Here is a 25,304-nt window from a genome sequence, read left to right as displayed (position 1 = left end):
TCCATACGCCAATGTGATCGCCTCAATGGTTGAGGCAAACAAAAATCTCTCTTTTAAAGAACGATTGGGGAACAATGGAGTTCATTGTATAATAGACTTAGGAGGAAAGGCGCAGTTATGGCACATCGTGAAATACTTTTTATACTCAGCTCGCACGAAGATATGATCGATACCGATACCAAGACTGGTATCTGGTTGGGCGAGTTTACAGATCCCTATTACGCATTTGTTGATGCAGGCTATCGCGTCACTTTAGCAAGCCCGAAGGGTGGCGTTCCGCCGATCGATCCGTTAAGCAAGCTCACCGAGCATCTTGCGGTATCCAACAAACGTTTTCTGAAAGATGAAGAGGCGCAACGTGCTTTTGCGTCGACGGAAAAATTGGAGACAATGGCTCCTGCTCGCTTCGATGCTGTTTTTATTCCGGGAGGTCACGGCCCGCTGTGGGACTTGGCCAACGATGCATCCGTCGCCGCCATCTTAACCCATTGTGTTCATGAATCAAAGATCATCGGCGCCGTATGCCATGGCCCCGCCGCATTGTTCGCTGTGGAACGCAATATATTTGGTTTTCTCCGTGGAAAGCGATTAACTGCATTTTCTAATTTGGAGGAGGGTATGGTCTTAAGAAATAAGCATGTTCCCTTTTTATTGGAAACGCGCTTGCGCGAACATGAGGCGGATATCAGCTTATCAAAGGTTCCCTTCATGTCGTACACGGTAGTCGACGAGAATATCGTTACGGGGCAAAACCCATTATCCGCGTTAGCGACAGCAAAGGAGGTGATTACCTTACTGCAGAAAAACTATGTAAGTGTATTATGATTTTTACACGAGTATTTGACTTTTTACCTCGGATGGATTAAACAAAAGTATCAGCAAGCTGTTCTTCCAATAGATCTATGTTCTAAAACTAAAGTTCTTCTATGATGGAATTTGTTAAGCTAAACTACAAGGTGCTCCGAGAGCTGAAAGGTAAAGGCTATAATGCACTTCGCTCATGTTCAGAAATGAACAGCATCGATCCCTCGTGGGTACCCGATAAAATCGATGTCGACTTTACATCCTACTCATATATCAAAACAGATCTGAATCAATTTTTGGTGATCGAAAATGCGCTACAGTATGTAGCAGAGGTAGAACTCTCGGGTATGGTATTTCTGGAGCGTTAGCTTTCGCTGCGCTGTTTTTCGTTTGTTATTAGTTTAGGTCAGGCGTTTTTGGAAAGTTAGCGATATGGGCAAATTTCGGGCCTAGACTAATCAATGCATGCTTCCACAAATCTTCCCCATCTTCGATGAACAAGAGTTCCGAAGGGAATTTATTATGGATCACCCAACTATTTTGTTCGATCTCCTGATCGAGCTGCCCCACATTCCAGCCGGCATAGCCCAAAAAGAACTTGATTTGCTCGGGTTGTAAAAGGTTGTCGTTGATCAAATAAAGGGCTTGCTGTAGGTCGCCACCGAAATACACGCCATCCACCAGCGGCCAGCTACCCTCAATCTTTTCGCCTACTGTATGAATAAAAAAAAGTGCATCTACGTTTACTGGTCCTCCTACGTAAAGCGGAAAGTCATTTCTTTCCACGTCAGGAAAAATAGCCGAAAGCGATAGCGAAGACCTACTGTTCATCACTAAACCCATCGTTCCATTCTCGGGATGATGTTCGCAAAGCAGAATAACGGATCGTTCGAAGTTGCTGTCAAGCATAAAGGGCTCGGAGAGTAAGAGACTACCTTTCTTTGGAACGTGTATATTGAACATAGCGCAGCGCATTTAAGTGAAACAAAAGGAACCTCGTCAACACGGTGCCGCTTCAGCGACGATGGTTGGCAATATGCCATTAATATAAGCCATTTTACAGATAAAAGCAATTTTTTATGCCGTTTGTCGGTAAAGCCGTCGCTTTTGATTAAGTTTGCTTCTGTATCAACGAGACTTTAACCATGTCTATTACGGATAAAAATATCGCCGCAATACGGGAAGATTACAGCAAATTTGCGTTGGATGAACGTGATGTGCTGCCTAATCCCATTGCGCAATTTCAACGTTGGTTTGATGAAGCTTTGAAGGCAGAAGTATTGGAACCCAATGCCATGGTGCTATCCACGATAAGTGATGATGGCTATCCATCTTCTAGGGTGGTGTTGCTGAAGGATATCAAACCTTCCGGCTTCAGTTTCTTTACCAACTATCACAGTAAAAAAGGGCAATCTATGTTGCAGCGTAAGCAGGTAAGCCTCCTGTTTTTCTGGCCTGAGTTACAAAGGCAGGTTCGTATAGAGGGATGGGTGGAAAAGCTGCCTGCAGAGGATTCTGACGAGTATTTTGCTTCTCGCCCTAGGGGTAGCCGACTTGGTGCGCTCGCTTCGCCGCAGAGTCAGGTTATTGCCGATCGGTCTGTTTTGGAAGCACGCTTGCAGGAAGTGGAAGCAAGTTATAACGGGCAGGAAGAGATTCCGCGTCCCGCATTTTGGGGAGGTTATCAGGTAAGCCCCATGCATATCGAGTTTTGGCAGGGCAGAAGCAGTCGTTTACACGATCGTATAGCTTATGTTTTTCAAGAGGGAGTCTGGCAGTGCCAACGTTTAGCGCCTTAAATAATGATAGAACAAGTTAAGACTTTACTGATCGACAAATTTGGCGAGGAAGCCATTTTGCGACTAGACGAACAGGGCTTGCAACCTATTTTGCTGGTCAACCCCGACTTCATTGTCGACATCTGTTTTTTTCTCCGCGACACGGAGGGATGTTATTTTGATTTTCTGTCCAATATTTCTGCGGTAGACTATTTTCCCGAAGGACGCTTCGCCGTGGTATACCATTTGGCGTCTATACCTTATCAAACACAGATCACGCTCAAAGTAGAGTTGGATAATGATCGGGCTCTGCATAGACTGCCAGCGCTACCTTCGGTGTCCACTGTTTGGCGCACGGCAGATTGGCATGAGCGCGAAGCTTACGATCTTATGGGTATTTTCTTTACCGGACACCCCGACCTTCGTCGCATCTTGTTGCCCGACGATTGGGATGGATATCCTTTGCGCAAGGATTATCAAGATGCAGAGACTTACCACGGAATTGCGATAAAGTAAGCAAACAACATGAATTATTCGGAAGGATTAGAACGATATAAACAAAAAATAGCTGCGGTAGGTGCGCAGGAGATGGTGATCAATATGGGACCTCAGCACCCTTCTACACATGGTGTGTTGCGCTTGGAATTGATCACTGACGGCGAGATCGTAAAAGATATTATTCCTCATTTGGGATATTTGCACCGCTGTTTTGATAAGCACGCCGAGTCCATGAACTATGGGAAATCTATTCCCTTCACAGATCGACTGGATTATCTAGCGTCAATGAACAATAGCCATGCTTTTGTGATGGGCGTGGAGCGCATGCTCGGTATTGATCAGCAAATTCCTAAGCGCGTTGAATATATCCGCGTGCTGGTATGCGAGCTCAATCGTATTGCTTCCCACTTAATCGCGATCGGTACTTACGGTATCGATATTGGCGCTTTCACACCGTTTATGTGGTGTTTTCGCGATCGCGAGCACATTATGAACATGTTAGAATGGGCATCGGGATCACGCATGCTCTACAACTATATTTGGGTAGGCGGTCTTTTTTACGATCTACCTGTGGGGTTCGAAGATCGCTGCCGTGATTTCGTGGATTACTTCAAACCAAAATTGGTAGAACTGGATGAGTTGCTTTCGAACAACCAAATTTTCATCTCGCGTACGGCTAATATTGGTGCGCTGCCGGCCGATGTTGCAATAAACTACGGTTGCAGCGGACCCATGCTACGTGCATCGGGAATAAAGTGGGATCTACGTCGCGTTGATGGTTATTCCATTTACCCCGAGCTGGAATTTGATATTCCTGTAGGTAAAGGCGAAATGGGGATGCTGGGCGACTGTTGGGATCGCTATAAAGTTCGCGTGGACGAGGTGAAGGAATCCGTGAATATTATTGAGCAGTGTTTACATCGCCTGCGCGATGACTTTAAGCGAACACCAACCTTTGATCCGCGTGCGCTTGTGCCGAAGAAGGTTAACTTAAAATCACAGGAATATTACATGCGTGCCGAGAACCCCAAGGGCGAACTGGGTTTTCATTTTGTTACGCAAGAGAAAACGGATATTCCGAAGCGTGTAAAGGCAAGAGGGCCAAGCTTTAATAATTTGTCGGTGCTGCCCGAGTTGGGTAGAGGACAGCTCATTGCTGACCTTATTGCTATCTTAGGGTCTATCGATATTGTCTTGGGCGAGGTCGATAGATAGCTACAAATTACGCGTTATAACTTGCAAAACTGTTTGAAAAAAATTAAATTTGTAATCTCATAATTTAAGTTTATAATTGGTTAATAGGAAAGCTCGTAATCGCCCGATTACGGGCTTTTTCTTTTTATGCGTGCTGTTTTTTCAACCTTGATTCGTAAATTCGTTGGCGTGCAAATTAACAACCTGTACAGCTACTATTTATTTATATTACCCGCTATATTACAAGTTTATTATGTCTTCAATTCTTATTAAATCCGCGCAGATAGTCAACGAAGGAACGACGATAACGGCTGATGTGTATATCAACCACGGTCGCATCGAAATGATTGCAGAGACCATCTCGCATCTGGCCGATCAGGTGATCGATGCGAAAGGGCTGCACCTGTTGCCGGGTCTTATTGACGATCAAGTTCATTTTCGTGAACCGGGCTTAACCTACAAGGCGGATATTTGGCACGAGAGTAGGGCTGCTGTTGCTGGCGGTACCACATCGTTTATGGAAATGCCTAATACGGTGCCTAATACGTTGACACAGAAGTTGCTGCAAGATAAATATGAAATTGCGGCAGAGAAATCGTTGGCGAATTACTCTTTTTTTATGGGGGCGGCAAATGATAATTTGGCGGAAGTGCTGAAAACCAATCCCCGAGACGTATGTGGTATTAAGATCTTTATGGGCTCGTCTACTGGAAATATGTTGGTGGATAACGAAGATACCTTAGAAAAGATATTTAAAGAGGCTCCAACCTTAATTGCTGTGCATTGTGAAGATGAAGCGACTATTAAGCAGAACTTGGCCGATTTCAAAGAAAAGTATGGTGAAGATGGATTAACGCCAACAATGCACCCGCTTATTCGCTCGGCAGAAGCCTGCTACCTATCGTCATCCAAGGCTGTTGACCTCGCTAAAAAGCATAATACCCGATTACATATCCTGCATATATCGACAGCTCGAGAGACGCAACTCTTTGACAACAGCTTACCGTTAACCGAAAAACGCATCACTGCCGAAGCCTGTGTGCATCATTTGTGGTTTTCGGATAGCGACTATGCGCAGAAAGGGAATTTTATTAAATGGAATCCTGCTGTGAAAACAGCGGCAGATCGGGATGGTATTTTAGCGGCTGTATTGGACGGGCATATCGATGTGATCGCAACGGATCATGCGCCACATACTTTGGAAGAAAAAACACAGCCCTATGCGCAGGCGCCTTCAGGAGGGCCATTGGTGCAACATGCCTTGCAGGCACTGTTGGATATGGTGAAGGAGGGCAAGCTTAGCTTGGAGCAGTTGGTACAGAAGACGGCGCACAACACGGCTACCATGTTTCAAGTGGAAAACCGAGGCTTTATCCGGGAAGGATATTGGGCCGATTTGGTGTTGGTAGATCTCCAAAAAAACTATACAGTTAGCAAAGAAAATATTCTTTCGAAGTGTGGTTGGTCTCCTTTCGAAGGACATACTTTCTCCTCGAGCATCGTGCATACCATCGTTTCGGGCAATTTGGCCTTCAGCGACGGACAGGTTATCGAGGCGGGAGCCGGACACCGTTTATTGTTTAACCGATAAGAAGACGGCTGGCCTGCAGCAGACCTAGAGATGTAAAGATCGCTCTGTCTGCTTGGGGCAGAAGGTTTGAAACAATAAGGGCTAGAACAGTGTTATTTTAGTATGATGAATAGAAACCTCGTTATCGTGGGCATACTGGCTATGCTACAGGCTTGTACAACGCTGTCTCCAGAAAAAAAATCAGACTATTCAAATGCTATGAAGCTGGATACGACGCAATTTAATACACTGCATGAAAAATACAGGGAAACGGCTATTGTACATCGCCGTTTCAAGCACGATGAAGTAGACTCCTTGGTTAAGAAGCATCAGGAACATGCTCTTTTCTCGGTCAAGCAGATCGGCCAATCGTTTGAAAATCGTGCGATTTACAAAGTACAGTATGGGAAGGGGCCTAAGAAAGTAATGCTTTGGTCGCAGATGCACGGCGACGAGCCTACGGCGACGATGGCTTTGTTTGATCTATTCAACTTCTTGGAGGGTAAAGGAGATGGTTTTGATTCGGTGCGCCAGTTGTTGAATGACAACTTGGATATACATTTCATCCCGATGCTTAATCCTGATGGCGCTGAACGCTATACGCGGCGTAATGCGCAACATATTGACTTAAACCGCGATGCTCGGGTAGGGCAGACCGTGGAAGGGGCACTCCTTCGGAAGATAGCCAAAGAGGTGAAGCCTAGCTATGGATTCAATCTGCACGATCAAAGTATCTACTACAATGTTCCGGAAACAAAAAATCCGGTTACCATTTCCATGTTGGCGCCAGCCTACAATGAAGCGCGTGAAGTAAACGATGTTCGCAAAGGTGCTATGCAGCTGATTGTAGGGATGAATACCTTGCTGCAGCAGTACGTGCCCAATGCGGTGGCTAAATATGATGATACCTATAGTCCGCGCGGTTTTGGCGACAATTTCCAAAGCTGGGGAGCAAGCACGGTGCTAATCGAGTCGGGTGGAAAAAAAGGCGATCCCGAGAAGCAGGAAATTAGACAGCTTAATTTTGCAATTATCCTTAACGCGCTGATGGAAATAGCACAAGGATCCTATGCGGGATATGATGCTGAAGATTACGATAAAATTCCTTTCAATGCATCACAAATGCATGATGTGGTTTTGCGCGGTATCGATCTCACGACGGATAGCGTTTCGTTGAAAACCGATATTGCCTTGCGTCGAACGGAAATCACCGTTGGACGTGATTTTTTCGTGCGTGGTCATGTGGAGGATATTGGCGATTTGGATATAGCGTATGGCTACGATGAGCTGGAGGAGCAAGGGCTTAAGTTTGTGCAGGGCAAGACCTATCCGCAGGCCTTTGAGACCGTAGAGGACATCACAATGGATCGTGCTTGGAGTTTGTTGAAAGAGGGCTTTGTTGCAGTTAAGGTAAACGGTAAGGGGAGCGATCGCTTACATGATTTGCCTTTAGTGGTTTTTACACAGGCTTCCTTTACTCCCACGTCGCAGATTAGTCTTTTGGGGACAAGCAACTTTTTGTTGAGTAGCGGGGGGACACTCAAGTATGCGGTAGTCAATGGCTACCTGATCGATCTTTCGCAGAAACCCAAAGCGAAGTTTTTCAAAAATAGAGTCGTTTAAAAAATGGAAAAATGCGGTATCAAAAAACAAATGATACCGCATTTTTTATGGCTTAGTTTTTTACGGCGGTTACCGTATAACCTTTGTCGCGTAATAATTGAATTACGCCATTTTTACCAACTAAATGTGCGGCTCCAACGGCAAATACATACGACTTTTCTGTCATCATACTCGGCATTTTCTGCAACCACACCCGATTGCGCGCATCCAATAGTTTTTCTTGTTTTGGCCCTGAAAGAAATGCCGTATTCATCGTCATCTCTTCTATTTTTTGTAGGTTCTCACTGAAGTAGGCATTAACCAGTTCCTTGCTGTATGCTTTGCTGTCTATGTTGGACGTAAGGTAATTGTATAGGTCTTCCGCAGAGAATAGGCTGTCTAGCAAGTCTGCTTGAAAGGTGGCGCTTTCCAGCTCGGCAACCGGCTTTCCTTCGGCTTGAGGCAGCATCTTCAACTCGTGCTCCATCATTTTTATATCTTGCATACTCGGGCAGTCAAATCCTTTGATGGTCAGCAATGACAAGGCTACGGTCGGAGAAACCTGATCGAAAATTGCTGGCGGAATTTCATTCGCTAGCAAAGCGCTGTCGATAGCCTTTTTCTTGTCGGCGCCAAGTCCGTCAAAGAAGGTCGGCTTAGGTCCCATCTTGCTTTGCAGCAAGGCCATATTTTTCGGGTCGGTTATGTCTACTTCTACCGCAATGGCATCGGTGCTCCCTAAAGCGCTCTTTACCTTTTCCGGGATGCGAAAATCGGCGCTACATGCCATGTGTAATGTGCCAAAAACGTAGGAATCTTTTGTTAGTCCATTGCCGGAGACCTTCCATAGCAACGAGTTTTCTTGCGCTCCAGCGTAAACATACAATAGCAGGGCGGCGAAAGTCATTAATAGTGTTTTCATGTTGAGCATAATAGTTTGTTAGTTAGTCGCCTGTTTCTGGATATTGTTACATTTTTTTTATTTATTATTCATGTTGCTAATGGTTAAAGAAAGTTGCATGCTCCAGCCTGTTGAATTTTTTGTATCTTGAACTGCCATGTCCTTTTTTTATCATGAAAGTTATCACATTCCTATCGCTGTCATTGTTTTTCTTGCCGTCGTCTTTTGCGCAGCAGCCATTTAAACAAATTGACAGAGATCTTGCTAAGGTTGCGCGTAGATTTCCATTTGTAGGCTTTGCAGTTGGGGTTGTAGATACCAAGGCTGTTCTATTTTCCAAAGGCTATGGCTATGCGGATGCGAAACAGAAGAAGCCGTTTACCGAGCGAACCATTCAACCTATTGGTTCGGTCAGCAAAACATTTATTGGTCTGGCCTTACTGAAAGCTGTAGAGCTTCATTATTTTAAGGAGGAAACGCCCATTAACGACATTATTCCGTTTAGTGTTGTGAATCCGCATCGGCCAAATGACACTATACGGGTAAGACACCTTTTTACCCATACCTCGGGGATTTTGGATAATGAGTCGACGTACTTGAAAACATATCAATTAAATAAAACTCCAGATCGTTCATTGGCAGATTTTCTGCAAGATTATCTAGTTGAAGGAGGGGCATATTACGAAATAAGCAATTTTGGTACGGACGCCGTCGGTCGTAGGTATCAATATTCCAATGTCGCATCTGCGCTGGCCGCATACTTAGTAGAAGCATCTTCAGGGATGTCCTTTGACCAGTTTACCGAACAACATATTTTCAGGCCGTTGAAATTACAGGATACGCATTGGTTTTACAACGAGAAAAAAGTAGATCAATATGCGACACTTTACGAGCTTTCTGATACCGAATATCCTGGTTTTGATCAATTGCGTAACGAAGACAATAGCTTGAAACTGTATAGTTGTATCACCTATCCGGATGGTAGCTTACGAACCTCCTTGACGGATTTGGAACAGTATGTGCAGGAACTGCTACAAGGATATCATAACCACTCGTCCCTTTTCTCGCGGGATTTCTGTTCTGCACTTTTTCAACCGCAGTTCGACACAGCAAACTTACCGTTAAATATGGATAAGAACTCTGTTAATCAAGCTGTGTTTTGGACGTATAATAGAAAAAATCGCTTTATCCATACAGGCAGTGACCCTTGCGTTTTCGCGGTGATATCCCTCGATTTGGAGAATGGTATCGGTAGAATTGTCGTAATAAATACTGGAGTTGACAGTGACGATAATGAAAAGCTCGTCAATGGGGTGCAGGCCATATCTGCTGCCTTGGAAAACCTAGACTAAATAATCTCCTTTTTTATAGTTGGTTAAAGGGTTGAGGCATAGGCTTAGGGAAAGCTTGCTTTCCTTAATGCTCTCTAAATAAGCATCCAAAATCCAAGAATAAAGCGTATCTTTGCCGCATGATTAATGTATCCAATCTGAGCCTTCGTTTCGGCAAGCGTGTGCTGTTCGAAGATGTCAACTTAAAATTTACTCCTGGGAACTGTTACGGAATTATTGGCGCCAATGGTGCCGGGAAGTCTACGTTCCTGAAGATTATATCAGGTGAGGTCGATCAAACGACAGGTTCTGTTTCGTTCACGCCGGGCGAGCGTATGTCGGTGCTGAGCCAAAATCACTATCAGTTTGATGAGTTTACCGTGTTGGAAACCGTGATGATGGGTAACCAAGAGCTGTACAAAGTGATGAAGGAGAAAGATGCGATCTACATGAAAGAAGATTTCTCGGATGCTGACGGTGAACGTGCCGGCGAATTGGAAAGCCTTTTTGCTGAAATGGACGGCTGGAATGCGGAAAGCAATGCGGCGACCTTATTGAGCAACTTGGGTATCAAAGAAGAGTTACACTACAAATTATTGCAAGAGCTTGATGGTAACGAGAAGGTTCGTGTGCTCTTGGCACAAGCGCTTTTTGGTAACCCTGACGTACTTATTCTCGATGAGCCTACCAACGATTTGGATATCAATACCATCGCTTGGTTGGAAGATTTTCTTGCCGGTTACGAGGCTACCGTGCTGGTTGTTTCCCACGACCGTCACTTCTTAGATCATGTGTGTACCCATATCGTAGATATTGATTTTGGTAAGATGACCATCTACAGTGGTAACTACTCGTTCTGGTATGAATCTTCTCAATTGGCTTTAAAGCAACGTTCTGACCAGAACAAGAAGATGGAAGATAAGGTAAAAGAGCTACAGGAGTTTATCCGTCGTTTCTCTGCCAATGCGTCCAAATCTAAGCAAGCTACTTCACGGAAAAAAGCCTTGGATAAGCTTAATATTGAAGATATCAAGCCTTCAAACAGAAAGTACCCGGCGATTATGTTCAACCAAATGGATCGTGAGCCTGGCGACCAGATTTTGAATGTGGAAGGCTTAAGCAAAACCGTCAATGGTGAACGCTACTTTAAGGATATCACCTTTATGATCAACAAAGGGGATAAGATTGCTGTCCTATCCGAAAATTCTTTGGTCACCTCTGCATTTTATGAGATACTAGCTGGTCGTGATAGCGATTACACCGGTGAATTTAAATGGGGGATTACCATTACACCGACCGATATGCCGATTGAAAATGCGGACTATTTCGAGGGAGTGAGCGATAATTTGGTTGACTGGTTACGTACCTACACTACAAAGCCTGACGCTGATGAGCAATTCATTCGTGGATTTTTAGGTAAAATGCTTTTCTCCGGTGAAGAGGTAATGAAAAAGGTTTCTGTGCTATCAGGAGGAGAGAAGATGCGCTGTATGTTCTCGAAGATGATGCTGCAAGGTGCCAATTTCTTGATCTTCGATGAGCCAACCAACCACTTGGATCTCGAGTCGATCACCGCCCTCAATAATGGTATGCAAGATTTCAAAGGTTCTATGTTGTTTACTTCACGTGACCACGAGTTGACGGAAACGGTAGCAAACCGTATCATCGAATTGACACCTAATGGTATCATCGATAAATTGATGACCTACGATGAATATATTAATTCGGATGCCGTAAAAGCACAACGCGAAGAGCTGTATGCGAAGAAAAAATAACGATCGTTGATAAACGAGATGAATAGGGCTTTTTACGAAGCCCTATTTTTTTTTGGTCAATCGTTTGCATGCCTACTATATTTGTGTGCGCTAACTATTTTATTTAGTTTGGTCTATCCATGTTTTTTATAGCTGTAACCGATGAGTAGACGCCCTTTTAAAAACCATTTCTTGATATTCTTCTTGGCCCTTACCGTGTCGACGCTACTGGCTCAATCCCCCAAAGTATTGACACACGATTTTGAAGAGTTACCCGATCCTACAGCTGATACGCTTTCCGATTGGTCCGCCGTAGGCGAGGGGCTGCAGCGCTCTTTCGTAACCATCGATAAGCGCTATGCCAAATCGTTAGCGCCAGCAATCGCTAGCAAAGAAGAGCAGTCTCTCACAGGTTGGCGTGGCGAACGCGTATCCGCGCAGCTGTTGCTGTGGACGACGACGGCTATACCCTCCGTGCGTGTTCGCATCTCCCCCCTGCGGGCGGATGATGGGACACTGTTGGCTAGCGATGTTGTTTCGGCACGATTTGTACGGTACGTAATGACCGATGAATTCGCTTCGGGCTGTGGACACCGCAATCCAAAAGATTTCGCCTCGTCGCTTGTGGCCGATATGCTGGACGATTGTGCCAGTTACGATCTTGAGGCAAGGAAAGTACGCCCCGTGTGGATCAGCGTTCACATTCCAGAAGACGCTAAAGCCGGTACCTATACAGGCCTTGTATCCGTGGAAACGCCAGCGGGAACAATAAAACCATTGACACTGAAGGTCAATGTGCTTAACCACGTATTGCCTAAAGCGTCCGCTTGGAAATATCACCTCGATCAATGGCAACACCCGGCGGCAGTGGCACGTGTATCCGGCACCGAGCTTTGGTCTGACGCACATTTCGAAGAACTAAAGCCCGTGATGCAGCGCTTGGCCGATGCAGGACAAAAAGTGATTACGACCACACTCAACAAAGATCCTTGGAACGTTCAGACCTACGATCCCTACGCTGATATGATTCAATGGGTGAAAAACGAAGATGGTACTTGGCACTATGATTACAAGGTCTTTGATCGTTGGGTGCAGTTTATGCTCGATCTAGGTGTCAACAAGATGATCAATTGTTACTCCATCGTTCCTTGGAATAACGAGATTCATTATAAGGATCAGAAAAGCAATAAGATGGTCAATGTGTCGGCTAAGCCGGGAACGGCAATCTTCGAAGAACTATGGACGCCATTTTTACAGGATTTTGTGAAGCACCTACGTGCCAAAGGTTGGTTGGATATCACCAATATAGCGACTGACGAACGATCCCGTGAGGAGATGGATGCTGCTTTTGCCTTATTGCAGAAGGTATGCCCAGAGCTTGGGGTATCCTATGCCGATAACCAAAAGACCTACCAACGTTACCCTAACAGTGATGATATCAGCATCGCTATTGGTCATCCTTTCGCTGCTGAAGATCTGCAGCTCAGAAAATCTCGTGGGTTAAACACAACGTTTTATATCTGCTGCAGCGATGCATTCCCCAATCAGTTTACTTTTTCCGAACCGGCAGAATCGACTTATTTGGCTTGGTATGCTGCAGCAGCTGGATTTGACGGCATGCTGCGTTGGGCCTTCAATTCTTGGGTTGAAAATCCATTGCAAGATTCCCGATTCCGCACCTGGCCAGCCGGCGATACCTATGTGGTGTATCCCGGTGGGCGCAGCTCCATTCGTTATGAACGGATGCTGGAGGGCATTCAAGATTACGAGAAAATACAGCTGCTCAAAGCACAACTTATACAAGCAAATAAAAAGGCAGAATTGGAGCGCCTAGATACTGTCCTACAGCGACTAAACAAGGTAGAGCGCACAGCAACTTGGAACAAGGATCTCCATGAGGCGAAATCTCTATTGAATGAGCTATCTGTGGAGCTAGAAAAGACTGCAAAATAGCCATGGATTTTTGGTATACGATTTGTTTTTAACTACCTTGTATTAAAACATAAAGAATATACCATGAAAACATTTGCCTATCTAGTTGGCGCTATTTTTATATGTGCATCTTGCGGCCAATCCGCCAAGCAGGAACCGAGCGAAGCCGATTCCTTGGCGCAAGCAGGTACGGAAACGGTTTCCGCAGAAAATGATTATGCTGGATCTTACAGCTACGAGCAGGCCGGCGATACGGTGGCTCTCCATCTTACCATGCAGGGTAGCAAAGCGGTAGGCCATCTCACCTATGCTTGGAAAGAGAAAGACCACAACAGTGGTAGTTTTGAGGGCGAAGTGAATGATGGTGTGCTCTTGGCAGATTATACGTTTAACTCGGAAGGACAGACCTCGGTGCGCGAGGTCGCTTTCAAGTTGGATGGAAAGACTGCGACCGAAGGCTACACCGATGTTGAAGAAAAAGACGGGAAAGTTGCGTTCAAGGATAGTGCAGCTCTTGATTTCAGCAAGGGATTAGTGCTCAAGAAGCAGTAATCCGAGGTTAATCCTCAACCATATTGTTGGCTGGATTTGCTGCTACCTTATTGCAGTAGATCCAGCCAATCTTGTTTGCTGAATTTGCGGGTAAGATCGATATCGCTTTTTATCATATCTCCGGCAAGGTCTCTTTTTTTATCCTGAAGGCGCTGTATTTTTTCCTCTACGGTATTCGGGCAGATCAGCCGAATGGCAAACACCTGTTTTTCTTGTCCTATGCGATAAAGCCGATCGATGGCTTGGTTTTCAACCGCCGGATTCCACCAGGGGTCCACCAAAAAAACATAGTCTGCCGCCGTTAAGTTCAATCCCACACCACCGGCTTTCAAACTGATCAAGAAAACTCGTTTTTCGTCATCTGTTTGAAATTCGCTGACCACCTTTGCACGGTCTTTTGTCTTTCCAGTAAGGTAGCTGCTAGGGATTTGTGCGTCGTCCAATGCGGCTTTGATCAAATCGAGCATCTCCACAAATTGGGAAAATATCAATATTTTATGGTCTCCACTGATGTCCTGCACCCGCTCGACCAAGGCATCCAATTTTGCGGAAATATGAGCATCATAGCCTTCTTTCAGCAGAAATGGCGCATTACATATCTGTCGCAGTCGGGTTAAACCGGCCAGCACGTGCATACTGCTTTTCTGTAGTTCGTCATCGCTTGTTCCTTGCAGGTAATCGCGTAATTCTGCTTCATAGCTGTCGTAGATTGCCCGTTGTTGTGCACCCATATCACAGTAGATAATCATTTCTGTCTTCTCGGGCAGTTCTTTGACAACTTGTTTCTTGGTGCGCCTCAAGATAAATGGTGCAATTCGTTGCTGCAGGTCCTTGGCGCGTTTTCCGTCTTCAAAGCGATCGATGGGTGTAGCATAGGTGTCTTTAAAAAATTGCCTGTTGCCCAATAATCCGGGACAGGCAAAGGACAGCTGGCCATAGAGATCGAAGGTGCTATTTTCAATGGGGGTGCCCGTCAGCGCAAAGCGAATGCGAGCCGTCAATAAGCGTGCAGCCTTATACCGTTCGGAACTGGGGTTTTTGATCGCTTGTGATTCATCCAACACTAAGGTGTTGAAGGGTTGCTTTTTTAGTTTGTTGATATCAGAAAGTAATAGTCCGTAAGAAATCAAAGCCACATCATAAGCCTTTAAGCTATCATAGTGTTGCTCCCGCGATGCACCTTGTATACAGATTACTTTGAGGGAGGGCGCAAACTTTTCAAATTCCTGTTGCCAGTTAAACAGAAGCGATGTGGGGGCAACAATGAGGTTTATACCATGCTGACCTTTTTCCTGCTGTAGCAAGAGATGGGCAATAAGCTGAATGGTCTTTCCCAATCCCATGTCATCGGCCAAGCATCCACCAAGGTTGAGGTCGTCCAGCTGGTTCAGCCAGCGTAGCCCATCCAGCTGGTAGGGGCGTAGTTGCGCCTTGAGCATGCTCGGTACCTTTACCGTGTTTCGTTTTTTAATGTTGGATAAGCGCTTTTCTAGTTCGTCCACTTCCTCCCGTATTTCACGCGGCAATAGCTCATCCTCAAACAATTCTTCTACAGCCGTGAGTCCAATTTTAGGAACCTTCAACAGGTCGGCTTCCAATATACCAAACTGAAAGTAACGCGCTATCTTGGCCATCCACTCGTCGGGAAGCATGCCTATACTGCCATCATCAAGGGGGATGTATTTGCTTTTGTGCCGTAAGGCGCGGTGCAGTTGTTTGATGGATACCTGCTGGTCGCCAAAGGAAGTATTTAGTTTGACATTGAACCAATCTGTGCCGCTCACGATATGGATGGCAATTTTTGCTTTGTGCGGACTTAGCTTGGTTATCCCCATTTCTTGGAATCCCAGCAAGGTAATACCCTCGTTACGCCATGCCTCGAAGGCATGCAGAAACCAGTTATCGGCCAAAAAATGCTGGTGGTGCAGGTAGAAGTAGTTCATTTCCTGTTGTTGGCCAGCAAACTCCGGGTGCTGCCGAACAACAAGCTGCCGAAAACGGTCTTCGATATCCCAAGCACGTTCCACTTCGTATACATTGCCATTTTCATCGCTGCTACGAATCTTTTTCTTGGAGGATAAAGCAACCTCCACCGTGCCATAGCGCATCACCGGCGTGATATTGATGTAGCTGTTTTCTTGGCTGAAGTAAATAATATGCTCTTGGTCATTATTGAAAACCACTTTCTCCTCGGAATTGGCTGCACGCGCGAAGGCGTAGTTTATGTGGACCATATGCTCTAAGGGTTGCAACGTGTGGCGCACAAATTCATCATACTTAGAGGCATGAACCAGTAAGATCTCCGGACTTTTTCGAAAATATTCCAAAAGCTTCAGCGTGGCCAAATCGCGGATAAGGAGGAAATGATCCTGCCGACAGAAAAAATATTGATGTTGCAGCTGTAGATTTTTCAGTGGGATACGTTCGTCGTTCCAAAGCAACGCCGCCTTGATCTCATAAAAAGGTTGGCGCTTAAACACGGATATTTCTATCGAGGCATCCAATAGCGCCAGATTTATTGGGCGCATAGATTTGCTGCTTATCTTTTCGGATATGCGCTGGTCGTGGTAGTAGACCGGAAAATCACGGGCATGTTCGCAAAGTACATGCAAAGCATCTAAGGTCGTTTCATCAGCTTCTTCCGTATAGTTCTGCTGAAAGCTCGATAGGGCGGCATAAAGCTTCGCTTCCGCAATATCCTTTGTTTTCCATAACAGAGGTTTAGGGTCAACAAACACAAACGGAGGCTTTGGCTTTCCATTCTGGGTACTATCTACGTCCAATAGCTCCATACGTAGTTGTTGGTAAAAGCGGTGCTTACTGAGCAGCAAGATTCTTTTCTTCTCAGGAGGCTGCCATGCTGCTCTTGACTTTTTTGTTTGCACGATAGCCGAAAGCTCTTTATCTGCCGCATGTGCATCCACCGCCAGAATGTTCTCATGCTTTGGTTCGACGAGCAAAGTTCCTTTATCATAAAGCAGTGTGAAGTAATCGTCCAGCATTTCTTCCTTATCCAAGCCATAGCGGCTGGCATAGGGTAGGAAAATAGAGCGTCTGCTGTCCACGTCAAAAAAACTGCGGTAGTTTTTCTGCGTAATCAAGGCGATGAGTGCTAACATTTCATGATAGCATAGGAAAGGCACGTCCGCGGCACAAGAGCAGCACACCGTTAGGGAATCTTCCTGTTGCAGCACTTGTATCTGATGATCCGTTGCCATGGCTCCTCCCAAGCTAAAAATAGCTTGGTCTATACCCATAGATTGCACGCGCAGTTGATGTATAGCGCTGCGGCTAGGGACCTCGGCAAGACGGTAGTGCGATAGCAGATCCACCTCGGACAAATTCCGAAGATGGGTAGTTGTAAAACGGTATTTCCCGGATATTTCTCTCATCTTGCGATCGACGTTAGCAAGGCTTCCTTTTGTAGCGGATGCAGGATGATCTAAGACGTTGCAGGGGTCTCCTCATCCTTTGGATTGACTGCTTCTCGAAATCGCATCAACCTAATGTAGGCTGGCGATTTTTCGATATCTTTCTTCCAAAGCTCCAACATAATGAATTGCGTCTTTAGAAAGAGCTCCACATCAAAAACAACTTGATCCGGCGATATCGTAACCTTTTCTGGAAAGGATTTTCCAAGTAACTCACTTTTCAATTCATCTATTGTCATGTAAACAAAAATAGGAAATTAAGCGACGCTATTTACAGTACGATGGTCAAATTGCCATACTTTTCTACTAAATTGGCTCAACTTAATGGGATACGATGCGTTCGTATCATGATTTGGATATTTTATGGAGCACATAACATTAAACGATGGACAACAGATTCCATTATTGGGTTTTGGAACCTATAAAGCGACCGATGCAGAAGGTGTCGAGTCGGTGCAGGAAGCGCTAAGACAGGGGTACCGTTTGTTGGATACCGCTGCTAAATATGGAAATGAAGAGCAGGTAGGCGAGGGGATCCGCCGCAGTGGCATCCCGCGCGAAGAGATTATCGTTACCACGAAATTGTGGCGTGAAGGGTTGGGCTATGCGCAGACGAAACAGGCTTTCGCTGACTCGCTGTCCAAGTTGGGGCTAGATTATATCGATATTTACCTGATCCATTGGCCGGCAAATGCAAAGAATTATACGAATTGGCAGCAGGTTAATGCTGATGCATGGCGGGCCATGGAGGAGCTGCAGGCCGAGGGGAAGATCAAAACGATAGGTGTCAGCAATTTCTGGCCTGAACATCTGGATGCGCTTTTGCAGACAGCTCGCGTTGTACCGGCCTTAAATCAGATTGAGTTTCATCCCGGTTATTGGCAGCCCGAGGTGGTCGCTTATTGCCAAGAAAAAGGTATAGCCATTGAATCTTGGTCACCATTGGCGCGTGGCAAGGTTTTTGGCGAACCGCTCTTGGAATCCTTGGCGAAGAAGCATCACAAAACGGTATCGCAGATTTGCCTGCGTTGGGTGATCCAACACGCGGTGTCGGTTATCCCGAAATCTACCTCGGCAGCGCGCATGGCCGAAAATTTGGATGTGTTTGACTTTAGCCTATCCGATGAAGAGATGTTGGCGATTGATCATCTCCCGCAGATGGGATTTAGTGGCGAATTGCCCAACCAGTGGCCCGACCGTGTTTAGGGAAGTAGCTGCTGTTTTGACTATTTAATTTAATACAGATGAATAAAGAAAAAATTGGGTTTATCGGACTCGGAAATATGGGACATCCCATGGCGAAGAATTTGGAAAATGCAGGTGTCAGCCTAAGTGTTTACAACAGGACTGCGGCACGTACAGCGGGCTTTGGTGCTTCCACGCATGTGGCCGAAAATATGACCGATTTACTGACACATGCCGATATTGTATTTACCATGTTGACCAACGATGAAGCCGCGAAGGCGGTGTATGAGCAGGTGCTGATGCACGACATCGCTGGTAAGTTATTTGTAGATGTAAGCACCATTTCTCAAGATTGCTCGATCCATATTGGGCAGGCCTTGAAAGTAAAGCAAGCCTCGCTCTTGGATGCGCCCGTTGCCGGTAGCACAGGTCCCGCACGCGAGGGTACCTTGCTGTTTATGGTTGGAGGTGATCAGCAGGATGTGGAACGTGCACGCCCCTATTTGGAATTTATGGGCAAGAACATCAAATATCTAGGCGAAAATGGAAAGGGATTGGCGGCAAAGATTTCAGTGAACTACTTTTTGTCGATCCTTTACCAAGGCTTGGCCGAGATGACCTTGTTTGCAGATTCCTTGGGGCTTCCGCGTGAAGAGATGCTCGATATTGTGAATGCTAGCGCCAGTGGCAGCGGAGCAACAAAAGTAAAAACACCCCTCTTGATAGCGGAAGATTTTTCTCCGGCTTTTGCCTTGGATCTCATGTTAAAGGATGCAGCCTTGGCGGAAGACCTTGGGGCGCATTTCCCTGCTGGTGCAGCGGTGTTGCAGACCTTGAAAGAAGCTAGCGCGAAAGGGCATGGTCATGAAGATGTGATTTCGGTGATCAAGTATCTGACAAAAAAATAGGTTATATATCTCGGAGATTGCTTCGTGCATCGCAGGTGCGCAATAGCATTCCGTAAAGAAGCAAAGTTGGGGGGATATCCCCCCAAGCTCTACTTCTAGGGTTAACGTTGGTGAAATTTGCGTTTATCCTTCCTGCTTATGGCGTATGTTTTGCTCAGCCAGAAAATGATTGATATCGTTTCGCACTTCTTCAGAAACGTGATGTGAACCCACGCGAGCATTAAAGTTGCCGTCGTCAAATAAGGTCACTTCTACAATAAGATCCACGCTTTCACTGTCAGTCACTTCCAAGACCAAGTCATTTCCATTTCTTTCTGTTAATTTAATACTATGCATACTTTTTTATGTAGAACGCCGTAAAGCCTCAAAGCGTTCTCTACGCATTTGATGTTTTGAAATTTATTGTATATTAGGGAGTTGTATTGATTTTTGGGTGGAATTGCAATAGGGGTATAATTATTGCTTAGAAAAGGGTCAATCAACTTACATCTAACATATTAACTTATGCATATAAAATCTACGATTTATGCCTTCTTGGCTCTGTTCCTGCTGACCGCCTGTAGCAAAAGTGTGGATGACGATCTCGGTGAATCCACGAACTTTATGAAAGTTACCTTGGGGGACAAAGAGGAGATCTATACCGATGTTTCTGCGCGCTGGATAGATGGGGGGAATTATCTGGAGGTAAGAGGTACCAACGACGGATCTTCGTGGGTGGCTTTTACCGTGATGAGCGAGGTCTCTCGCGTGCCGGCCGGAAGCTATACACTAGACGATAGCAGCCCATATACTATACTCGCTTTGCATAACCGTACCGAGAATGACGTTCAGTTTAATTTTGCTGCAACGCGAAATACGCTATCCACATTGGATAAATTTGAATTAAAAATTGATAATATTAACGATCGCGCTGTGGAGGGTACCTTCTCGGGCACGCTAATCTATGTGAATGGAGAGGTGCTTGTACGAAGTATTGCAGTAAAAGACGGTTCGTTCAGTACAAAGATCGAAGCCAATTAAAAAAAAGAATTCCCTATCTCACGACGGGGAATTTCCTACTAGATATACTCCACCTGAAGTGGATTTTTTTTGACGCACTTAAAGCTAGCGATTTTTTTTGATTTCACACTGCATTGAATATATTATTTCTATTTTATTTTAGAAATATTTATGTATCGAGATGAAATTGACGTTGATTACTTTGCTTGCAATGCTTCTCCCTCGAACCTGATGCCATCCCAGCCATAGTTCATAAATTGTCTAATGTTCTGATGGTCTTGGCCATCAGGCGTATCAAGTATGGCTTGGTAATGCTCGGCAAATAGCAACAACGTATCTTCTTTGGACAGCTTGTGGAGGCTTGCAAAAGCGAATACCTTGGCGCTTCCTTGGTTTTGTGTCGCTTCGTTTTCAACCGGACCATTTTTGAAAGCTGTCGGTGTATGTAGATAATCTTTTTCAATATGAGCGATAACTGTCGCAAACTGTATCTTTTTTGCATGCAGGTCTGCCAGTAGTGTTTCGATGTTTTTTGACATAGGGTGTAATGATGAATGGTGTTTTAATACAATAAATAATCGACAAAAATATCAATAATTCGGAAAATTGTCCCCTAAGAAACTACAGTATGTATATTTGAACATGGAAACATCGGCCATCATCCAAACAAGTATCCACTACGGCTTGCATTTTCTTGCTCCAGCGGGCATTGCTTATCTTTTTTACAGCAATCGTTGGAAGTTCGCCTGGCTGATTTTATTGAGCACCATGCTGGTCGATCTAGATCACCTTTTGGCCGACCCGATTTTTGATCCCAATCGATGTAGCGTAGGATTTCACCTGCTACATTCTTATGCCGCTATTTTCGTCTATGCGGTAGTGTTTCTATTTGCTAAGCGTGGCTCGGTTTTACAGCTCGTCTCCCTCGGTTTATTGTTTCATATGTTAACGGATTTTATTGATTGCCAATTGGGGGCGATCTTGTAACGCAAATAGGCTAACGCCGATCTCATCCTTTTGTTTATTTGTCTCCCTGCTGCAATCCATACCATGTTTTAGCAGGAATCTTCGTACATTGTACCTTGTTAATAGATGTAACCAAAGGAAAAACCGCGACTCCATCATGAAAAATATAGCTTGTCATATTACTTTTCTGCTACCTTTATTCTTTTTGTTTTTCGGCTGTGGAGCTCCAGTAGATCAGGATGTCACATCCTCCGGATTAAGTAAACGTAGGTTTGAAGCTATCGTCAACGGCGACTCCACCCATCTTTTTGTGCTGCGCAATGCGCAGGGGGCCGAGCTTTGCCTGACGAATTATGGTGGACGTATTGTTTCGTTGTGGGTTCCCGATAGGTCGGGGAAATTTCGAGATGTGGTGTTGGGCTTTGATAATATAGCCGAATACACCGCTAAGCCTTCCTCTTTTGGTGCCACGATTGGTCGCGTCGCAAATCGCATAGACCATGGGCAGTTTGTTTTGGATGGGGATACCGCCCAGCTAGACATCAATAGCGGCGAACATACCATTCATGGCGGTGCTGCGGGTTGGCAAAATCAGGTGTATCAAGCAACAGTGCTTTCGGACAGCAGCTTGATGCTGCGTTATACCTCGCCGGATGGCGAGGGCGGGTTTCCGGGGAAAGTGGAGGTAAAAGTACTATATACCTTAACCCACGACAACAGCTTGGCAATACAGTATACTTGCAACAGCGATCGGAAAACACCGATCAACATGACTAACCATAGCTTTTTTAACCTGTCTGGAGATCCGCACAAGACTATTCTGCAGGATAGCCTATATGTCCATGCCGATAACTTCACTCCGTTGCGCGAGGATTTGATTACCACCGGCGAAATTTTACCTGTAGCAGAAACACCCTTCGATTTTAGGAAAAAGACAAGCATAGGCGAGGCGTTGAGCAAGCAGGGGCAGGCCGTCGAACAGCTTTCGTATGTCAACGGTATAGATCATAATTTTGTGCTCAATACGCAGGGAGATAGCAGGCAACTTGCCGCAAGCCTCTACGCCGCAGAAAGCGGTATCCTCATGGAGGTGTACACCGATCAGCCCGGATTACAGGTTTATACGGGCAATATGCTGGATGGATCTAGAATAGGTAAAGACGGCATTCCCTACCATAAGCAAACGGCTATATGTCTCGAATCCCAGTATTTTCCAGATTCTCCCAATAAGCCTCATTGGCCTTCCATTACCTTGTTGCCGGAAAATACATACAGCCATCTTTGCGTGTACAGGTTTCGTGTTAAATAAAAAAGTCCCGTGTCTCACGACAGGGGACTTTCACTCTTTTTAAATATATGAGCTATCCAAACTAAATCATATAGCGAACGTTGCTTACGAGAAATAGTTTTCTATCAATTTGAATTTATACAAAGAAAAGTCTCCAATTTATACACTGCGCAATGTGCTTGTTTATGAGTTCTTTACGTCTTTGTCTTTATGATGGCTTGATCCCTGCGGGGGATAATCAATCGTTCCACGGATGTCCTTGATGTGCTGTTCGTCGAAATCGGGAATCTGCAGGTCGTTGTTCGCTTTCCAGGCCTCCACTTGACGCGCTATCTCCGCTTGTTTTTCTGCTTGGGGCTCTTCTCCCGTTTGCATGTATATACTTTGTGCATCGCGTGCAAGATCGGTCCCACTGGCTTTGATCACTTGCAGAAAATGCAGGTGAAGGTCTTCCTGTACCGACAGGAACATATCAAAATCCACCGCATTGATGTAGGCGAAAATCTCGAATTTCAGACCCTCTTTGCTGACGTTGACAAAGCGCACGCGCGCCGGGATAGGATCCACCTTAGGGTGTGCATAGAGCACTCTGCGCATTTCAACCAACAAGTAGCGGATCTGATCAACGCTACTGTCCAAGCGAAAGAAGAAGCTGGGACTGAAAAGAAATTTATCGCGATGGGTGAAGTTTTCAATCTGTAGCGACGAAAATTCGCCGTTGGGGATAGTCACCACCGTACGCTCATTGGTGCGTATCTGGGTAGAGCGCATGCCGATTTGTTCTACCGTGCCCACCAGTTGGCCTACCTTACAGAAATCGCCCACACGCACCGGTTGATCGGCAATAAGGGTAACGCTGCCCACAAAGTTTTCTACGGTTTTCTGCGCGCCCAGGGCTAAGGCAATACCCCCAATTCCCAGTGCCGCAATACCGGTCGTTACATTGAAGCCAAAGGTATCCAGCACGGTGATGATAGCGATGAAGAACAGCGCGATCTTGATGGCTCGCCGAAGAAAAAGAATGGCCGATACGCCTGCTTGATTACCTCTTTTCGCGAGGTTGCGCTGCGTGATCTTGCTACCCGCGTCCAGCAGCTGCCACATCAATAGCAAGACCGCCAATATATAGAAAATAACGCTGAGGCTGCTGAGCCTTTGCCGAACGATAATGGATATATCAGCTTGCTCCAGCGCGAAAACGAAGATCCATACGGCCAAAAAAAGCTGTACTGGACGGAAGAACGCGCGTATAATGCCAGCATTGGGCTCTAGCCGCGCTTTCTTCCACAAGCGTGACAACAAGAAGATGATAACTTTTGTGACGGCCCAAGCCAATAGGTAGGCCAAGAAAACAAGGATAAAACTGATGATCCAATGTCCTATAGGTACGCCGCTCCATTTTTTGTCGATGAGTACCTTGGGCATTACTTTGCTGATCCAGGTGCTCGCGATTTCTTCTTCTACGGGAAGCGGAATACGCTCGATGGTTTGTGTCGAAAAAAGCCATAAAGGACCGCCGTGCTCATCCTGCACGCTCTCTACCATAATATCGAAGGATTCGTTGTCGATTACAGCAGAGCCCACGCGATCCATATTGGGACCCAAATTATCTTGCTGATGTCCATCTGGCTTATCGCTGATGAGCGCGTAGGGTAGGATACTACCATGTTGATCCAGCAGTTGTTGTAAGCCTTGTGCCAGCTGTTCCTTGTTTCTTTTCTTGCGCAGCTTCCGATCTATGTGCAGGTAGCGAGCCGCCCTTTCATAATTTTCTTTGGACACAGCGCTGATAAAGCCGGCCACCGCGCCCCGCGGTGTGCGTCGGTTGAGCGAGTCTTCCGGAAATTTTGGAATTGCCGCCGCGTTGCTGCTCGTGTCGACCGTGGGTATCTGCGCCAGCGCTGTTGAGCCAAGTGTCAAAACGAATAGCAGCAAAATGATGATGAAAGGAACCGTCTTCCCAACTGTGTTAGAGCTGTTGCTCAAGAAAGTGAATGGCATATATCATGTTTTTTTCTGTTGTCAGGCACAACGTGATACTTCAATTGCTTATATGCTATATAACGATTTTCGAAGGCTTAATGTTTTGCTGCTGTTCGATTATGCTATTATCATATCTCAAAATATACAGTATTAATATCATTTACTGCATGTTGACAAAAAGAAGCGCCTTGTAACTTCGTGATACAATCTATAAATCTAAACGAGCTGTGCTGAACGCTATTAAATCCGGCATGTAAATAAAAGAGCATATAGCAGAGGCATTTGCTGGATGGCCATCGCTGGCATGTTTGATAGACGTAGGATGTCTTAGCCGCCATTCTGCCACCCAAGAAAATGGATGATTGCCGCCGCTCCTGCAAAATGTACGACGGATCCATCTTATGAGACTCTTGCTCCTTGCAAGACCTGTTTCAGCAACAGTACGATTCACTTAGCCGAGATAGATCGCTTACTTTAGCCCTTGTTGCAAAATGCTGAGGCAAGGTTTTTTACCTATATCTAAACGAGTTTATCGAATCTGCATGCACGCAGGACAAGATTAGCCATCGAAATATTGTCGAAATCAAACTACAAAAAATTACGCACACGATTGTGTAACTTTCTTTTA

The 25,304-nt window shown here is 45.4% G+C and carries 23 protein-coding genes; 16 read left to right on the top strand and 7 right to left on the bottom strand.

Going from position 1 to position 25,304, the window contains the following annotated elements; translation table 11 throughout:
- Nucleotides 1-117: 117 nt before the first annotated feature.
- Both SCB77_RS04675 and SCB77_RS04670 read left to right on the top strand, forming a co-directional pair.
- Nucleotides 118-825 carry a type 1 glutamine amidotransferase domain-containing protein gene (locus tag SCB77_RS04675; RefSeq protein ID WP_320185270.1) on the top strand — a complete coding sequence of 236 codons (708 nt, stop codon included), beginning with the start codon at nt 118-120 and terminating at the stop codon, nt 823-825.
- Nucleotides 826-926: 101 nt separating this feature from the next.
- Entirely contained in the window at nt 927-1,172 is a 246-nt protein-coding gene (locus SCB77_RS04670; protein WP_320185269.1) for a hypothetical protein, read from the top strand.
- A 28-nt stretch (nt 1,173-1,200) separates the two neighbouring features.
- Here the strand turns inward: SCB77_RS04670 and SCB77_RS04665 are convergent, their stop codons facing one another.
- A complete protein-coding gene (locus SCB77_RS04665) occupies nt 1,201-1,767 on the bottom strand; it encodes a YqgE/AlgH family protein (RefSeq protein WP_320185268.1) in 567 nt (188 codons plus the stop codon).
- A 182-nt stretch (nt 1,768-1,949) separates the two neighbouring features.
- Here SCB77_RS04665 and pdxH point away from each other — a divergent pair, with 182 nt between their 5' ends.
- The 5 genes from pdxH (at nt 1,950) to SCB77_RS04640 (ending at nt 7,467) form a co-directional block, all read left to right on the top strand.
- The gene (gene pdxH, locus SCB77_RS04660) at nt 1,950-2,603 is read left to right on the top strand and encodes a pyridoxamine 5'-phosphate oxidase (RefSeq protein ID WP_320185267.1); all 654 of its coding nucleotides are present in this window, start codon (nt 1,950-1,952) and stop codon (nt 2,601-2,603) included.
- A gap of 3 nt (nt 2,604-2,606) precedes the next feature.
- The gene (locus SCB77_RS04655; protein ID WP_320185266.1) at nt 2,607-3,098 is read left to right on the top strand and encodes an NADH-quinone oxidoreductase subunit C; all 492 of its coding nucleotides are present in this window, start codon (nt 2,607-2,609) and stop codon (nt 3,096-3,098) included.
- A 9-nt stretch (nt 3,099-3,107) separates the two neighbouring features.
- On the top strand, nt 3,108-4,295 hold the full coding sequence (locus SCB77_RS04650) for an NADH-quinone oxidoreductase subunit D (protein WP_320185265.1): 1,188 nt from the start codon (nt 3,108-3,110) through the stop codon (nt 4,293-4,295).
- 232 nt (nt 4,296-4,527) lie between these two features.
- Nucleotides 4,528-5,865: a dihydroorotase gene (locus SCB77_RS04645; protein ID WP_320185264.1), complete on the top strand. Its 1,338-nt coding sequence runs from the start codon at nt 4,528-4,530 to the stop codon at nt 5,863-5,865.
- A gap of 102 nt (nt 5,866-5,967) precedes the next feature.
- Nucleotides 5,968-7,467: a M14 family zinc carboxypeptidase gene (locus SCB77_RS04640; protein ID WP_320185263.1), complete on the top strand. Its 1,500-nt coding sequence runs from the start codon at nt 5,968-5,970 to the stop codon at nt 7,465-7,467.
- Nucleotides 7,468-7,519: 52 nt separating this feature from the next.
- Here the strand turns inward: SCB77_RS04640 and SCB77_RS04635 are convergent, their stop codons facing one another.
- Nucleotides 7,520-8,368, bottom strand: coding sequence for a TraB/GumN family protein (locus SCB77_RS04635; RefSeq protein WP_320185262.1), 849 nt, complete (start codon nt 8,366-8,368; stop codon nt 7,520-7,522).
- A 152-nt stretch (nt 8,369-8,520) separates the two neighbouring features.
- Between SCB77_RS04635 and SCB77_RS04630 the strand changes: the two genes are divergently transcribed.
- The 4 genes from SCB77_RS04630 (at nt 8,521) to SCB77_RS04615 (ending at nt 13,916) form a co-directional block, all read left to right on the top strand.
- Complete coding sequence (locus tag SCB77_RS04630) at nt 8,521-9,699, top strand: serine hydrolase domain-containing protein (RefSeq protein ID WP_320185261.1); 1,179 nt, start codon at nt 8,521-8,523, stop codon at nt 9,697-9,699.
- A 119-nt stretch (nt 9,700-9,818) separates the two neighbouring features.
- Nucleotides 9,819-11,453: an ABC-F family ATP-binding cassette domain-containing protein gene (locus SCB77_RS04625; protein WP_320185260.1), complete on the top strand. Its 1,635-nt coding sequence runs from the start codon at nt 9,819-9,821 to the stop codon at nt 11,451-11,453.
- Nucleotides 11,454-11,594: 141 nt separating this feature from the next.
- Nucleotides 11,595-13,385 (top strand): DUF4091 domain-containing protein, encoded by a 1,791-nt coding sequence (locus SCB77_RS04620; RefSeq protein WP_320185259.1) that lies wholly within the window; start codon nt 11,595-11,597, stop codon nt 13,383-13,385.
- 63 nt (nt 13,386-13,448) lie between these two features.
- The gene (locus SCB77_RS04615; protein WP_320185258.1) at nt 13,449-13,916 is read left to right on the top strand and encodes a hypothetical protein; all 468 of its coding nucleotides are present in this window, start codon (nt 13,449-13,451) and stop codon (nt 13,914-13,916) included.
- Nucleotides 13,917-13,963: 47 nt separating this feature from the next.
- On the opposite strand, the gene SCB77_RS04610 is transcribed toward SCB77_RS04615, so the two are convergent.
- Both SCB77_RS04610 and SCB77_RS04605 read right to left on the bottom strand, forming a co-directional pair.
- Nucleotides 13,964-17,308, bottom strand: coding sequence for a DEAD/DEAH box helicase (locus tag SCB77_RS04610; RefSeq protein ID WP_320185257.1), 3,345 nt, complete (start codon nt 17,306-17,308; stop codon nt 13,964-13,966).
- A gap of 50 nt (nt 17,309-17,358) precedes the next feature.
- A complete protein-coding gene (locus tag SCB77_RS04605; protein ID WP_320185256.1) occupies nt 17,359-17,586 on the bottom strand; it encodes a DUF6965 family protein in 228 nt (75 codons plus the stop codon).
- 124 nt (nt 17,587-17,710) lie between these two features.
- Here SCB77_RS04605 and SCB77_RS04600 point away from each other — a divergent pair, with 124 nt between their 5' ends.
- Nucleotides 17,711-18,553, top strand: coding sequence for an aldo/keto reductase (locus SCB77_RS04600; RefSeq protein WP_320185255.1), 843 nt, complete (start codon nt 17,711-17,713; stop codon nt 18,551-18,553).
- 38 nt (nt 18,554-18,591) lie between these two features.
- Entirely contained in the window at nt 18,592-19,440 is an 849-nt protein-coding gene (locus SCB77_RS04595) for an NAD(P)-dependent oxidoreductase (protein ID WP_320185254.1), read from the top strand.
- Between the two features lie 123 nt (nt 19,441-19,563).
- On the opposite strand, the gene SCB77_RS04590 is transcribed toward SCB77_RS04595, so the two are convergent.
- Nucleotides 19,564-19,776: a hypothetical protein gene (locus SCB77_RS04590; RefSeq protein ID WP_320185253.1), complete on the bottom strand. Its 213-nt coding sequence runs from the start codon at nt 19,774-19,776 to the stop codon at nt 19,564-19,566.
- A gap of 168 nt (nt 19,777-19,944) precedes the next feature.
- Between SCB77_RS04590 and SCB77_RS04585 the strand changes: the two genes are divergently transcribed.
- Complete coding sequence (locus tag SCB77_RS04585) at nt 19,945-20,460, top strand: hypothetical protein (protein ID WP_320185252.1); 516 nt, start codon at nt 19,945-19,947, stop codon at nt 20,458-20,460.
- A 176-nt stretch (nt 20,461-20,636) separates the two neighbouring features.
- Here the strand turns inward: SCB77_RS04585 and SCB77_RS04580 are convergent, their stop codons facing one another.
- The gene (locus SCB77_RS04580) at nt 20,637-20,978 is read right to left on the bottom strand and encodes a HopJ type III effector protein (RefSeq protein WP_320185251.1); all 342 of its coding nucleotides are present in this window, start codon (nt 20,976-20,978) and stop codon (nt 20,637-20,639) included.
- A 103-nt stretch (nt 20,979-21,081) separates the two neighbouring features.
- Between SCB77_RS04580 and SCB77_RS04575 the strand changes: the two genes are divergently transcribed.
- Entirely contained in the window at nt 21,082-21,426 is a 345-nt protein-coding gene (locus SCB77_RS04575; protein ID WP_320185250.1) for a DUF6122 family protein, read from the top strand.
- A gap of 136 nt (nt 21,427-21,562) precedes the next feature.
- Entirely contained in the window at nt 21,563-22,714 is a 1,152-nt protein-coding gene (locus tag SCB77_RS04570; protein ID WP_320185249.1) for an aldose epimerase family protein, read from the top strand.
- Between the two features lie 162 nt (nt 22,715-22,876).
- Here SCB77_RS04570 and SCB77_RS04565 read toward each other — a convergent pair whose 3' ends face one another.
- Nucleotides 22,877-24,694, bottom strand: a complete 1,818-nt coding sequence (locus SCB77_RS04565) for a mechanosensitive ion channel family protein (RefSeq protein ID WP_320185248.1) — start codon at nt 24,692-24,694, stop codon at nt 22,877-22,879.
- Nucleotides 24,695-25,304: the final 610 nt, after the last annotated feature.

It is taken from the genome of Sphingobacterium bambusae, assembly GCF_033955345.1.
GTDB lineage: Bacteria > Bacteroidota > Bacteroidia > Sphingobacteriales > Sphingobacteriaceae > Sphingobacterium > Sphingobacterium bambusae.
Note: the sequence above shows the minus strand (reverse complement) of the source record. Positions and strands in the feature narration are given on the sequence as shown.